A 12,959-nucleotide genomic window follows, 5' to 3' on the forward strand; every position below is an offset into this window, starting at 1 on the left:
CACGGGCCCCGGCGGGCTCAGAACAGCACGCGGCTGCGGATCGTTCCGCCTACCTTCGCCAGCTTTTCCAGCGCCAGGTCGGACGAGGCGGCATCGATGTCCATCACGACGTAGCCGATCTTCTCGTTGGTCTGCAGGAACTGGGACGAGATGTTGATGTTGTTGTCCGAGAAGATCTTGTTGATCTCGGACAGCACGCCCGGCACGTTGCGGTGGATGTGCAGCAGGCGGTGCTTGCCCGGGTGCGCCGGCAGCGCCACCTCGGGGAAGTTGACCGACGAGGTCGAGGTGCCGTTGTCGCTGTACTTGACCAGCTTCTCGGCCACTTCGAGCCCGATGTTGGCCTGGGCTTCCATGGTCGAGCCGCCGATGTGCGGCGTGAGGATCACGTTGTCCAGCCCGCGCAGCGGCGACAGGAACTCGTCCTTGTTGGTGCGCGGCTCGACCGGGAATACGTCGATGGCGGCGCCCAGCAGCTTCTTGCTCTTGAGGGCCTCGGCCAGCGGCTCGATCTCGACCACGGTGCCGCGCGAGGCGTTCAGCAGGATGGCGCCCGGCTTCATGGCGGCGATCTCGGCCGCGCCGATCATCCATTGCGTGGCCTGGGTCTCGGGCACGTGCAGGGTCACGATGTCGCTCTGGCCCAGCAGCTGGTGCAGCTCGCGCACCTGGCGGGCGTTGCCCAGCGGCAGCTTGGTGACCACGTCGTAGAAGGCCACGTGCATGCCCAGCGCCTCGGCCAGCACCGACAGCTGCGCGCCGATGGAGCCGTAGCCCACGATGCCCAGCGTCTTGCCGCGGATCTCGAAGGCGTTCTCGGCCGACTTGAGCCAACCGCCGCGGTGCGCCACGGCGCTTTTCTCGGGCACGCCGCGCAGCAGCAGGATGGCTTCGGCCAGCACCAGCTCGGCCACCGAGCGGGTGTTGGAATACGGCGCGTTGAACACGGCCACGCCGTGCTCGCGGGCGGCTTCGAGGTCGACCTGGTTGGTGCCGATGCAGAAGCACCCGGCGGCCACCAGCTTGTGCGCGGCGGCGAACACCTCGGCCGTCAGCTGGGTGCGCGAGCGGATGCCCACGAAGTGCACGTCGGCGATCTTGGCCTTGAGTTCGGCGTCGGGCAGCGCACCCGGCAGCGACTCGATGTTGGTGTAGCCGGCGGCGCGCAGCACCTCCACGGCCGAGGGGTGGATGCCTTCGAGCAAAAGGAACTTGATCCTGCTTTTGTCGAGGGAGGTTTTGCTGCTCATGGCGTACTCAAGGAAGCCCCGGCCATGGCGACAAGCTAGGCCAAAAAAGGGAGGGCGATGCTAGCATGGTGCAGCGCAGCATGAGGCCCGCAACCCGCGCCGGGCTTGACGCCAAAGGGGTTTCCCCGATTGGAGGAACCCTTCGGTCCGTGCCCCAATGTGACGCGGCTGTGTCACGCACATGCCCTAGCATTCGCGCTTTCCATTTTTTCCCTTCAGGAGTCTTCATGCGATTCAAGACGCTCGCGTTGGCATCGGCGCTGGCCGCCACGCTGTTCAATGCAGCCCAGGCCCAGACCGAGATCCAGTGGTGGCATTCCATGACCGCCGTCAACAACGAGTGGGTCAACGACCTGGCCAAGCAGTTCAACGAGAGCCAGAAGGAATACAAGATCGTGCCGACCTTCAAGGGCACGTACGACGAATCGATGACGGCCTCCATCGCGGCCTTCCGCGCCGGCAACGCGCCGCACATCCTGCAGGTGTTCGAAGTGGGCACCGCCACCATGATGGCCAGCAAGGGCGCCGTCATTCCGGTCGGCCAGGTCATGAAGGACGCGGGCGAGAAGTTCGACCCGTCCGCCTACATCCCCGCCGTGGCCGGTTACTACACCGCCCCCAACGGCCAGATGCTGAGCTTCCCGTTCAACAGCTCGACCACGATCTTCTATTTCAACAAGGACGCCTTCAAGGCGGCCGGCCTGCCCACCGACAAGGCGCCCGCCACCTGGCCCGAAGTGGTCGCCGCCGCCGCCAAGCTCAAGGCCAGCGGCCACAAGTGCCCGTTCACCACGGCTTGGCAGAACTGGACGCAGGTCGAGAGCTTCTCGGCCTGGCACAACGTGGAATTCGCCAGCAAGGCCAACGGCCTGCAGGGCCTGGACGCGCGCCTGAAGGTGAATTCGCCGCTGCACCAGCGCCACATCGAGAACCTGGCCAGCATGTCCAAGCAGGGCCTGTTCATCTACAAGGGCCGCGGCAACGTGCCTGAGGCCTCGTTCGTGTCGGGCGAGTGCGCCATGATCAACACGTCGTCGGGCTTCTACGGCAACGTGGCCAAGAACGCCAAGTTCGCCTACGGCCTGGCCCCCCTGCCCTACTACCCGGACGTGCCGGGCGCACCGCAGAACACCGTGATCGGCGGCGCCAGCCTGTGGGTCATGTCGGGCAAGAAGCCGGCCGAGTACAAGGGCGTGGCCAAGTTCTTCAGCTTCATCTCGACGCCTGAAGTGCAGTCCGCCAGCCACAAGCGCACCGGCTACCTGCCGGTGACCACCGCCTCGTACAAGCTCACCGAGGAGTCGGGCTTCTACAAGCAGAACCCCGGCACCGACGTGGCCGTGACGCAGATGATCCGCAAGGTCACCGACAAGAGCCGCGGCATCCGCCTGGGCAACTACGTGCAGATCCGCGCCATCGAGGACGAAGAGCTCGAACAGGTCTGGGGCGGCAAGAAGACCGCCAAGGAAGCCCTCGATTCGATCGTGACCCGCGGCAACGAACAGCTCGAACGCTTCCAAAAGGCGAACAAAAGCTAACGATTGAAGATCCGGGCTCCGTGTCCGGCTAATATCGCCCGCCCCCGCACGCCCTTCTTCCAGGGTGCGCCGGGCGGGATTTTTTATGTAGGGGCTTCATGGAAAAACGCGTTTTCTTTCGCTCGGGCTGGTTGCCCTGGCTGCTGCTGACACCGCAGATGGCGGTGATCCTCGTGTTTTTCTTCTGGCCGGCCGGCCAGGCGCTGTTGCAGTCGCTGCAGCAGCAGGACGCGTTCGGCACGTCGGTCGAGTTCGTCGGGTTCGACAACTTCCGCCACCTGTTCGACGACCCGGCCTATGCCGAGTCGTTCAAGACCACCGCGCTGTTCTCGGTGCTGGTGGCCGGCATCGGCATCAGCCTGTCACTGATGCTGGCCGTGTTCGCCGACCGCATCGTGCGCGGCGGCATGTTCTACAAGACCATGCTGATCCTGCCGTACGCCGTGGCGCCCGCCGTGGCGGCCGTGCTGTGGGTCTTCATGTTCTCGCCCTCGCTGGGCGTGGTGGCCTATGCGCTGGGCAAGATCGGCATCAACTGGAACCACCTGCTCGACTCGGGCCACGCCATGACGCTGATCGTGATGGCCTCGGTGTGGAAGCAGATTTCGTACAACTTCCTGTTCTTCCTGGCCGGCCTGCAGTCGATTCCGAAGTCGCTGATCGAGGCCGCGGCCATCGACGGCGCGCGCCCGTGGCGCCGCTTCTGGACCGTGCAGTTCCCGCTCCTGTCGCCCACCACCTTCTTCCTCTTGGTGATCAACGTGGTGTACGCCTTCTTCGACACCTTCGCGATCGTCGATGCGGCCACGCAGGGCGGCCCGGGCAAGGACACGACCATCCTGGTCTACAAGGTCTACCACGACGGCTTCAAGGGCCTGGACCTCGGCGGCTCGGCCGCGCAGTCGGTGGTGCTGATGGTGATCGTGGTGGCGCTGACCGTCATCCAGTTCCGCTACGTCGAGAAGAAAGTGCAGTACTGATGAAGCAACAAGAACAAATCGAATCCGGCGGAGCGCAGCATGGTTGAGAAACGCGGCACGCAGGGCATCCTGGCCCACGTCATCATGATCCTGGGCGTGTTCATCGTCGCCTTCCCGCTCTACCTGGCGTTCGTGGCCTCCACGCACACGGCGCAGGAGATCGTGCAGGCGCCGATGCCCCTGACACCCGGCTCGAACATCGTCGACAGCTACAAGGGCGCCCTGTTCGGGCGCGAGAGCAGCGCGGGCTCCAACGCCCCGGTGGCGCACATGATGTGGGTGAGCTTCGTGACGGCCATGGTCATCGCCATCGGCAAGATCACCATCTCGCTGCTGTCGGCCTTCGCCATCGTGTACTTCCGCTTCCCGTTCAAGAAGATCTGCTTCTGGGCCATCTTCGTGACGCTGATGCTGCCGGTGGAGGTGCGCATCCTGCCCACCTACAAGGTGCTGTCCGACCTGAACATGCTGAACACCTACGCGGGCCTGACGGTGCCGCTGATCGCGTCGGCCACGGCGACCTTCCTGTTCCGCCAGTTCTTCCTCACCGTACCCGACGAGCTCACCGAAGCGTCGCGCATGGATGGCGCCAGCCCCATGCGCTTTTTCTTCGACGTGCTGCTGCCGCTGTCCAAGACCTCGATCGCGGCGCTGTTCGTGATCCAGTTCATCTACGGCTGGAACCAGTACCTGTGGCCGCTGCTGGCGACCACGAGCGAAGACATGTACCCCGTGGTGGTCGGCATCAAGCGGATGATTGCCGGCGGCGACGGACAGAACGAATGGAACGTCGTGATGGCCACCGCCATCCTGGCGATGCTGCCGCCCGCGCTGGTGGTGATCCTGATGCAAAAGTGGTTCGTCAAGGGCCTTGTAGATACCGAGAAATAAAAAATGGCAGCTCTTTCCCTACGCAACGTCATCAAGCGCTACGGCCACGGGCCGAAAGCCAACCAGGTCATCCACGGCGTGAGCGCCGAGATCGCCGACCACGAATTCATCGTCATCGTCGGCCCTTCGGGCTGCGGCAAGTCGACGCTGCTGCGCATGGTCGCGGGCCTGGAGGAAATCTCGGCCGGCGAAATCTGCATCGGCGGCAAGGTGGTGAACCAGCTCGAGCCCTCCGAGCGCGACATCGCCATGGTGTTCCAGAACTACGCGCTGTACCCGCACATGAGCGTGTTCGCGAACATGGCCTACGGCCTGAAGATCGCCAAGGTGCCGACGGCCGAGATCAAGGTGCGCGTCGACAAGGCGGCCAAGATCCTCGAGCTGGGCCACCTGCTCGAGCGCAAGCCGCGCGAGCTCTCGGGCGGCCAGCGCCAGCGCGTGGCCATGGGCCGCGCCATCGTGCGCCAGCCGCAGGTGTTCCTGTTCGACGAACCGCTGTCGAACCTGGACGCCAAGCTGCGCGCCCAGACCCGCCTCGAAATCCAGAAGCTGCACCGCGAGCTCGGCATCACCTCGCTGTTCGTCACGCACGACCAGGTCGAGGCCATGACGCTGGCGCAGCGCATCATCGTGATGAACGGCGGCGTGATGGACCAGTTCGCGACGCCCGAAGAGGTGTACTCCAGGCCCGCCACCACCTTCGTGGCGAGCTTCATCGGCTCACCGCCGATGAACCTGCTCAAGCACGCACCGGGCGTGCGCCCGGGCCAGATCCTGGGCATCCGCCCCGAGCACATGAAGCTCGACGAAAGCGGCTGGACGGTGCAGGTCGAGCAGGTCGAACTGCTGGGCGCCGAGCGCCTGGTGTACGGCCGCATCGGCGAAGAACAGATCATCATGCGCACCGACGAAGGCGACCACCCGCCGGTGGCCGGCGACACGGTGAAGATCGCCGCGCGCGAAGACAAGCTGCACTGGTTCGACGCCGGATCGGGCAAGCGGGCAGACTGAGCGATGGCCGAACGCAGCCCCTGGCCCTACCCCCGCTGGGTCGCGCACCGCGGCGCCGGCAAGCTGGCGCCCGAGAACACGCTCGCGGCCTTCCGCTTCGGCGCCTCGCACGGCTACCGCATGTTCGAGTGCGACGCCAAGCTCAGCGCCGACGGCGTGGTGTTCCTGATGCACGACGCCACGCTCGATCGCACCACCAACGGCCACGGCATCGGCGGCCAGCAGGCGTGGAGCGCGCTGTCGCAGCTCGACGCCGGCGGCTGGCATTCGCGCGCCTTCGCCGGCGAACCGCTGCCCACGCTGGAAAACCTGGCCCGCTTCTGCGGGGCCAACGACCTGCTGCTGAACATCGAGATCAAGCCCACGCCCGGCACCGAACGCGAGACCGGCGAGGTGGTGGCGCGCGAAGCCGCGCGCCTGTGGCAGGGCGCAGCGGTGCCGCCGCTGCTCACCTCGTTCCAAGTCGATGCGCTGAAGGGCGCGCAGGCCGTGGCGCCCGAACTGCCGCGCGGCCTGCTGCTCGACACGCTCTGGAACGGCTGGCTCGACACGGCATTGAGCCTGGGTTGCCAGGCCATCGTCTGCAACCACGCGCTGTGGGACGCCGCCACCGTGTCGCAGGTGCATGGCGCGGGCCTGCGCTCGCTGAGCTACACGGTGAACGACGACTGGGCGGCGCAGCGGCTCATCGACCTGGGCACCGACGGCATCATCACCGACCGGGTGGACCTGTTCAGCCCCGCGGGCTGACGCTGCATTTCTTACCCGTTCTTACGTCATGGCGGCTTCTATGATGCGGCCATGAATCGGACCTCTCGCCTGGCGGGCCTGTGCCTTCCCGCCCTCCTGGCTCTGTGGGCCCTGCTGACGTGCGGCGGCGCCTTCGCGCAGCCGGACGCCAGCATGAACGCAGGCAACGGCAACCCCAACAACAGCGCCAACACCGCGGCGGCCGCCACCCCGCCCCCCACCATCGCCGAACTGCGCGCGCAGTTCGCCCGCATCGCGCCTTCGGGCAAGGGCAACGCCAGTGTCGTTCCGGGCGCCGAAGACGACGCACGCAAGCAGCTCGCGCAGATCAACGAGATCGGCGTGCAGGCCGACAAGTTCGTCGCCGCCCGTACCAGCGAACTGGCCGACCTGAACGCGCGGCTCGGCGAACTCGGCAACCCGCCCGCGGCCGGCGCCACCGAAGACCCCAACATCACGCGCCAGCGCGCGCAGCTGACCAAGGAGCGCAATGCGCTCGATGCGGACATCCGCCTGGCCAAGCTGCTGGCGATCGACGTGCGCCAGCGCGGCACCGACGTGGTGTCGCAGCGGCGCCAGCAGTTCGAGGCCGAACTCACCAGCCGCGCCGCCTCGCCGCTCAGCGGCGAGTTCTGGGACGACCTGCGCGAGGCCTGGCCCGACGACTTCGAACGGCTGCAGGCGATCGGCGCGGCGCTCGGCGACGGCTTCGACCAGGCGCTGCAGCCCGAAAGCCGCACGCCGGTGATCGCCTCGTTCATCGGCGCGCTGCTGCTCGCCTGGCTCGGCGTCTGGGCCGCCGAGCGCGGGCTGGCGCGCCTGGCCACGCGCGTGCTGCCGGCCGGGCGGCTGCGCCGCTCGCTGCTGGTGATCGCCATCGTCGCGACGCACGTGCTGCTGGTCGCCGTGGCCGCGCACGGCGTCGTCGAAGTGCTCAAGGCCCACGCGATGTGGGACGCGCAGGCGCGCAAGGCGCTGCAATCGGCGGCGCAGACGCTGACCTTCATGGCCTTCATCATCGGCCTGGGACGCGGGCTGCTGGCCACGGGGCGGCCGTCGTGGCGCCTGCCGGCCATTCCCGACCTCACGGCGCAGCGCCTGTCGGCGCTGCCGTGGCTGGTGGCGCTGGTGGCCGCTCTGGCGTGGACGCCGGCCGAGATCAACGCGCTCATCGACGCCAGCTTTGCCGCCGTGGTCACGACGCACGTGGCGACGGCGCTGCTGCTGACCGCGCTGGTCGGCACCGTCGTGTACCGCCTGAAGGCGCTGCGCGCCGACGCGCCCGAGGCCGGCCTGCCGGAACGGCCGATGTGGGTCGGTGTGCTGGTGGCGCTGATCGTGGTGCTGGTGATCGCGATCTGGGTGCTGGTGGCCTTCGGCTACGTGGCGCTGGCGAGCTTCCTGGCCTCTCAGCTCACCTGGAGCGGCATCGTCGCGGCGGCCTTTTACGTGCTGTTCAAGTTTGCCGACGACCTGTTCATGGCCGTGGTGTCCTCGCGCAGCGCCTCCGGCCAGCGGCTGCAGAAGAGCTTCGGCCTGGCGCCGCAGACACTCGACCAGGCGGCCACGGTGCTCTCGGGCCTGAGCCGCGTGGCGCTGTTCTTCTACATGCTGGTGGCGCTGGCCGCGCCGCTGGGCACGGGCCCGGGCGAGGTGTTCCAGCGCGGCGGCAAGCTCGGCACCGGCGTGAAGGTGGGCGAGTTCCAGCTGGTGCCCGGCGCGATCCTCAGCGCCGTGGCCGTGGCCGTGATCGGCTTCATCGTGCTGCGGGTGTTCAAGCGCTGGCTCTCGCGCAGCTACCTGCCGAGCACGCAGTTCGAGCCCGGCATGCAGAGTTCGATCACCACGCTGCTGGGCTACGTGGGCGGCATCCTGGTGGTGGCGTTCTCGCTGTCGGCGTTGGGCATCGGCATCGAGCGCATCGCGTGGGTGGCGAGCGCGCTGTCGGTGGGCATCGGCTTCGGCCTGCAGGCCATCGTGCAGAACTTCATCTCGGGGTTGATCCTGCTGGCCGAGCAGCCGGTGAAGGTGGGCGACTGGGTGGTGCTGGGCACCACCGAGGGCGACGTGCGGCGCATCAACGTGCGCGCCACGGAAATCCAGTTGGGCGACCGCTCGACGCTGATCGTGCCGAACTCGGAGTTCATCACCAAGACCGTGCGCAACATGACGCTGGCCAACGCCGAGGGCCGCGTGCTGATCCGCCTGCCCATGCCGCTGACCACCGACGCGCAGCGCGTGCGCGAGCTGATCCTCGAAGCCTGCCGCGCGCACGAGGGCGTGCTGGAAACGCCGACGCCTTCGCTCACGCTCGAAGGCATCGAGAACGGGCTGCTGATCTTCCAGGCCATCGCCTACGTGCCGAGCCCCCGGCTGGCGGGCGGCGTGCGCAGCGACCTGCTGTTCACGATCCTCGACGCGCTCAAGCAGGCCGACCTGCCGCTGGCCACGCCCACGACGCTGGTCATGGCGGCGCCCGCGCCGGTGCTGCCTGCCGAACCGTCGCCTGCGCCGGCCACGCCGGCCTCTCCTTTGCCGGGCACCGCCAGCACCTGACGCGCCCGCGGCTCTATTCGAGCGGCAGCGCCCCGGTGCACTTGATCTCGTTCAGGCACACGCTGGAGCGCACCGCCGACACGCCCGGCATGTGCATCAGCGTGTGCATGAGGAACTGCGACAGCGCCTCCAGGTCGCGCGCGACCACCTTGAGCACGTAGTCGAAGTCGCCCGTCACCGAGTAGCACTCCAGGATCTGGCGCATGTCGGCGATCAGGTCCTGGAACTTGGGCAGCTCGTCGACATGGCCGCGCGCCATCGTGACGTGGATGAAGGCAATCACGCCCAGCCCGATGTGGCGCGCGTTGAGCCGCGCGGCGTAGCCGCTGATCAGCCCCAGTTCCTCGAGCCGCCGGTGGCGCCGCAGGCACTGCGCGGGCGACAACTGGGCCACCTCGGCCAGGTCCAGGTTGGACGCGCGGCCGTGCGCCTGAAGGTGGTCCAGAATCCGTCGATCGGTCCGGTCGAGTTCGATGATCTGCAATTTCGTCTCCCCATACGCATTAATGATGCAATTATGTTTCCTAAAGCGGGGAAAGCCCGAGGCATTCATGCACCTTAATTGTGCAAAGTACGATCTAGACTTCGACGCGCCCGGACGGCGTTGCGCCACGCCGGGCCGCTGAATTGCGCGCCCTGGTGCTTTGCCGGTGCCTTGCCGGCGGCTTCGAACGCACCCACACCCCTTTCCCCACCCGGAGACCCTTACGTGAAAAACGCTTTGCTTCGCACCCCCTTCAGCGCCGTGGCCCTGGCCCTCGGCGTGCTCGCCGCCGCACCGGCGCTGGCCGCCGACAAGTCGGTCGCCGTGACCGCCATCGTCGAGCACCCGGCGCTGGACGCCGTGCGCGACGGCGTGAAGGAAGAGCTGAAGGCCGCCGGCTACGAAGCGGGCAAGAACCTCAAGTTCACCTACCAGAGCGCCCAGGGCAACGTGGGCACCGCCGCCCAGATCGCCCGCAAGTACGTGGGCGACGCGCCCGACGTGATCGTCGCCATCGCCACGCCGTCGGCGCAGGCGACCGTGGCCGCCACCAAGACCATTCCCGTCGTGTACTCGGCCATCACCGACCCGGTGGCCGCCAAGCTGGTGAAGAACTGGGAGCCCTCGGGCACCAACGTGACCGGCGTGTCCGACCTGTCGCCGCTCGAAAAGCACATCGACCTGATCAAGAAGGTCGTGCCGAACGCCAAGCGCGTCGGCGTGATCTACAGCCCCGGCGAAGCCAACTCGGTGGCCATCGTCGAGTCGCTCAAGAAGGCCGCCTCGGCCGCCGGCATGACGGTGGTCGAAGCCGCCGCCGCGCGCACGGTCGACGTGCCCACCGCCGCCCAGAGCCTGGTCGGCAAGGCCGACGTGATCTACACGCCCACCGACAACAACGTGGTCTCGGCCTTCGAGGGCATCGTGAAGGTGGCCCAGCAGGCCAAGCTGCCCGTGGTGGCCGCCGACACCGCCACCGTCGAGCGCGGCGCCGTGGCCGCGCTGGGCCTGAACTACACCGACATCGGCCGCCAGACCGGCAAGATCGTGGTGCGCATCCTCAAGGGCGAAAAGCCCGGCACCATCGCCTCGCAGACCAGCACCAACTTCGAGCTGGTGGTGAACCCCGGCGCGGCCAAGCTGCAGGGCGTGACCCTGTCGGACGCGCTGCTGAAGTCGGCGAAGGTCGTCAGCACCAAGTAAACGCCGCCCCGGCGGGCCTTCCGCTCCCGGCGCAGGCCGGGCGCCGGGGCCCGCCGACTGCGCTCCCGCCGGAAGCCCCCATGTCCCTCATTGCTTCGCTGGGCGCCATCGAGATCGGTCTGATTTTCGGACTGGTCGCGCTGGGCGTCTTCATGTCGTTTCGCATCATCAACTTTCCAGACCTCACGGTGGACGGCAGCTTTCCGCTGGGCGCCGCCGTGGCCGCGACGCTCATCGTCGCGGGCTGGAACCCCGCCGCCGCCACGGCCGTGGCCTGCGTGGCCGGTGCCGCCTCGGGCTGGCTCACGGCCTGGCTCAACGTCAAGCTGAAGATCATGCAGCTGCTCGCGAGCATCCTGGTGATGATCGCGCTGTACTCCATCAACCTGCGCGTGATGGGCAAGCCCAACGTGGCGCTCATCACCGAACCCACGGTGTTCAGCATGGTCAGCTTCGGCGGCATGCCCGAGCAGTGGGCCAAGCCGCTCTTGCTGCTGATCATCGTGATCGCCGCGAAGATCGTCGTCGACCTGTTCTTTGCCTCCGAAGCGGGCCTGGCGATGCGCGCCACCGGCGGCAACGCGCGCATGGCGCGGGCCCAGGGCATCTCGACCGACTTCCAGACCATGGCGGGCCTGGCGCTCTCCAACGCGCTGGTGGCGCTGGCCGGTGCGCTGTTCGCGCAGAGCCAGGGCACGGCCGACATCTCGATGGGCGTGGGCACGATCGTGATTGGCCTGGCCGCCGTGATCATTGGCGAGACCCTGCTGCCCGCGCGCAGCATGGTCATCACCACGCTGGCCTGCGTGCTGGGTGCGCTGCTGTACCGCTTCTTCATCGCGATGGCGCTGAACACCGACTTCATGGGCCTGCAGGCGCAGGACCTGAACCTGGTCACCGCCGTGCTCGTGGCGTTCGCGCTGCTGGTGCCCGCCTACAAGCGCAAGCTGGGCGGACTCTTCAAGGGGAAGAACTGATGCTGCGCGCCCAACAACTCGAAATCACCTTCAACCCGGGCACGCCGATCGAAAACCGCGTGCTGCGCGGCCTGAGCCTGGACATTCCGACCGGCCAGTTCGTCACCGTGATCGGCTCGAACGGCGCGGGCAAGTCGACCTTCCTCAACGCGATCAGCGGCGACCTGATGGTCGACAAGGGCCGCATCGACATCGACGGCAAGGACGTGACGCGCCTGAACGCCTGGCAGCGCTCGGGCATGGTGGCCCGCGTGTTCCAGGACCCGATGGCCGGCACCTGCGAGGCGCTGACCATCGAGGAGAACATGGCGCTGGCGTGGAAGCGCGGCGAGCGGCGCGGCTTCGGCTTCTCGCTCAACCGCAACCTGCGCGAGCTGTTCCGCGAGAAGCTGTCGATCCTGAAGCTGGGCCTGGAAAACCGCCTGGCCGACCGCATCGGCCTGCTCTCGGGCGGCCAGCGCCAGGCCGTGAGCCTGCTGATGGCCTCGCTGCGGCCCTCGCGCATCCTGCTCCTCGACGAGCACACGGCAGCGCTCGACCCGAAGACCGCCGCCTTCGTGCTGGAGCTGACGGCCAAGATCGTCGAAGGCAGCCAGCTCACCGCGATGATGGTCACGCACAGCATGCGCCAGGCGCTGGACTACGGCACGCGCACCGTGATGCTGCACGAAGGCCAGGTGATCCTCGACGTGGCCGGCGACCAGCGCGCGGGCCTGGACGTGCCCGACCTGCTGCGCATGTTCGAGCAGACGCGCGGCGAGAAGCTGGACGACGACAAGCTGCTGCTGGCCTGATGGACGCGGCGGCTCCTCTTCTCCTCGTGCGCGACATGCGCGCGGACGACCTCGAGGCCGTGCTGGCGATCCAGCTCGCCTGCTACGGCGCGGGGTTCGTGGAGGACGGCGTGCTCATCGCGCGGCGGCTGGCGGCCTCGCCGCACACCGGCTGGGTGGCCGAGCACGGCGGCGCCGTGCGGGCCTACCTGGCGGCCTACCCCTCGCAGCGCGGCAAGCTCACGCCGCTGCACGGCGACTTCGAGGTGGCGCCCGACGCCGACGCGCTGTACCTGCACGACCTGGCCGTGCACCCCGAGGCCTCGGGGCTGGGCCTGGGGCCGCGCCTCGTGCGCCATGCCTGGGCGCACGCGCTGCGCGCGGGCTGGCGGCATTCGACGCTGGTGTCGGTGCAGGCTTCGGTCGGGTTCTGGGAACGCCAGGGCTATGCGGCCACGGTGCCGGCCGATGACGCGCAGCAGGCCCGGCTGGCGACCTACCCCGGGCACTCGGTCTACATGGCCCGCCGGCTGGACTGAGGCCGGC

Annotated in this window: 12 protein-coding genes; 10 read left to right on the plus strand and 2 right to left on the minus strand. The window is 67.8% G+C overall.

Annotated elements, in window-relative coordinates; genetic code table 11:
- Positions 1-17 precede the first annotated feature (17 nt).
- Positions 18-1,250, minus strand: a complete 1,233-nt coding sequence (gene serA / locus VHAB30_RS19310; RefSeq protein WP_095743921.1) for a phosphoglycerate dehydrogenase — start codon at positions 1,248-1,250, stop codon at positions 18-20.
- Positions 1,251-1,477: 227 nt separating this feature from the next.
- Here serA and ugpB point away from each other — a divergent pair, with 227 nt between their 5' ends.
- From ugpB to VHAB30_RS19340, 6 genes are all read left to right on the plus strand, one after another.
- Positions 1,478-2,788 carry a sn-glycerol-3-phosphate ABC transporter substrate-binding protein UgpB gene (gene ugpB, locus VHAB30_RS19315; protein ID WP_159278171.1) on the plus strand — a complete coding sequence of 437 codons (1,311 nt, stop codon included), beginning with the start codon at positions 1,478-1,480 and terminating at the stop codon, positions 2,786-2,788.
- A gap of 98 nt (positions 2,789-2,886) precedes the next feature.
- Positions 2,887-3,768 (plus strand): sn-glycerol-3-phosphate ABC transporter permease UgpA, encoded by an 882-nt coding sequence (ugpA, locus tag VHAB30_RS19320; RefSeq protein WP_062474481.1) that lies wholly within the window; start codon positions 2,887-2,889, stop codon positions 3,766-3,768.
- Positions 3,769-3,807: 39 nt separating this feature from the next.
- Entirely contained in the window at positions 3,808-4,659 is an 852-nt protein-coding gene (ugpE, locus tag VHAB30_RS19325) for a sn-glycerol-3-phosphate ABC transporter permease UgpE (RefSeq protein WP_062474482.1), read from the plus strand.
- Positions 4,660-4,662: 3 nt separating this feature from the next.
- Entirely contained in the window at positions 4,663-5,670 is a 1,008-nt protein-coding gene (gene ugpC, locus VHAB30_RS19330; protein ID WP_062474484.1) for a sn-glycerol-3-phosphate ABC transporter ATP-binding protein UgpC, read from the plus strand.
- A gap of 3 nt (positions 5,671-5,673) precedes the next feature.
- Positions 5,674-6,420, plus strand: coding sequence for a glycerophosphodiester phosphodiesterase (ugpQ, locus tag VHAB30_RS19335; protein ID WP_159278172.1), 747 nt, complete (start codon positions 5,674-5,676; stop codon positions 6,418-6,420).
- A 51-nt stretch (positions 6,421-6,471) separates the two neighbouring features.
- A complete protein-coding gene (locus VHAB30_RS19340; protein WP_159278173.1) occupies positions 6,472-8,976 on the plus strand; it encodes a DUF3772 domain-containing protein in 2,505 nt (834 codons plus the stop codon).
- A 13-nt stretch (positions 8,977-8,989) separates the two neighbouring features.
- Here VHAB30_RS19340 and VHAB30_RS19345 read toward each other — a convergent pair whose 3' ends face one another.
- Positions 8,990-9,460, minus strand: coding sequence for an Lrp/AsnC family transcriptional regulator (locus VHAB30_RS19345; protein ID WP_056578260.1), 471 nt, complete (start codon positions 9,458-9,460; stop codon positions 8,990-8,992).
- Between the two features lie 225 nt (positions 9,461-9,685).
- Here VHAB30_RS19345 and VHAB30_RS19350 point away from each other — a divergent pair, with 225 nt between their 5' ends.
- The 4 genes from VHAB30_RS19350 (at position 9,686) to VHAB30_RS19365 (ending at position 12,952) form a co-directional block, all read left to right on the plus strand.
- Positions 9,686-10,663, plus strand: coding sequence for an ABC transporter substrate-binding protein (locus tag VHAB30_RS19350; RefSeq protein ID WP_174250233.1), 978 nt, complete (start codon positions 9,686-9,688; stop codon positions 10,661-10,663).
- Positions 10,664-10,743: 80 nt separating this feature from the next.
- Complete coding sequence (locus VHAB30_RS19355; protein WP_062474491.1) at positions 10,744-11,640, plus strand: ABC transporter permease; 897 nt, start codon at positions 10,744-10,746, stop codon at positions 11,638-11,640.
- Positions 11,640-12,434 carry an ABC transporter ATP-binding protein gene (locus tag VHAB30_RS19360; RefSeq protein ID WP_062474493.1) on the plus strand — a complete coding sequence of 265 codons (795 nt, stop codon included), beginning with the start codon at positions 11,640-11,642 and terminating at the stop codon, positions 12,432-12,434. Before VHAB30_RS19355 ends, VHAB30_RS19360 begins: the two co-directional genes overlap by 1 nt.
- A complete protein-coding gene (locus VHAB30_RS19365) occupies positions 12,434-12,952 on the plus strand; it encodes a GNAT family N-acetyltransferase (RefSeq protein WP_159278174.1) in 519 nt (172 codons plus the stop codon). Before VHAB30_RS19360 ends, VHAB30_RS19365 begins: the two co-directional genes overlap by 1 nt.
- Positions 12,953-12,959 lie beyond the last annotated feature (7 nt).

Source organism: Variovorax boronicumulans, from assembly GCF_009811375.1.
Classification (GTDB): domain Bacteria; phylum Pseudomonadota; class Gammaproteobacteria; order Burkholderiales; family Burkholderiaceae_C; genus Variovorax; species Variovorax boronicumulans.

Bases quoted from the DNA above. Each gene is read 5' to 3' on its own strand.
- ugpB (WP_159278171.1), top strand. From the start codon at position 1,478: ATGCGATTCAAGACGCTCGCGTTGGCATCGGCGCTGGCCGCCACGCTG.
- VHAB30_RS19365 (WP_159278174.1), top strand. From the start codon at position 12,434: ATGGACGCGGCGGCTCCTCTTCTCCTCGTGCGCGACATGCGCGCGGAC.
- ugpE (WP_062474482.1), top strand. From the start codon at position 3,808: ATGGTTGAGAAACGCGGCACGCAGGGCATCCTGGCCCACGTCATCATG.
- ugpQ (WP_159278172.1), top strand. From the start codon at position 5,674: ATGGCCGAACGCAGCCCCTGGCCCTACCCCCGCTGGGTCGCGCACCGC.
- ugpC (WP_062474484.1), top strand. From the start codon at position 4,663: ATGGCAGCTCTTTCCCTACGCAACGTCATCAAGCGCTACGGCCACGGG.
- serA (WP_095743921.1), bottom strand. From the start codon at position 1,250: ATGAGCAGCAAAACCTCCCTCGACAAAAGCAGGATCAAGTTCCTTTTG.
- VHAB30_RS19360 (WP_062474493.1), top strand. From the start codon at position 11,640: ATGCTGCGCGCCCAACAACTCGAAATCACCTTCAACCCGGGCACGCCG.
- VHAB30_RS19355 (WP_062474491.1), top strand. From the start codon at position 10,744: ATGTCCCTCATTGCTTCGCTGGGCGCCATCGAGATCGGTCTGATTTTC.
- VHAB30_RS19340 (WP_159278173.1), top strand. From the start codon at position 6,472: ATGAATCGGACCTCTCGCCTGGCGGGCCTGTGCCTTCCCGCCCTCCTG.
- ugpA (WP_062474481.1), top strand. From the start codon at position 2,887: ATGGAAAAACGCGTTTTCTTTCGCTCGGGCTGGTTGCCCTGGCTGCTG.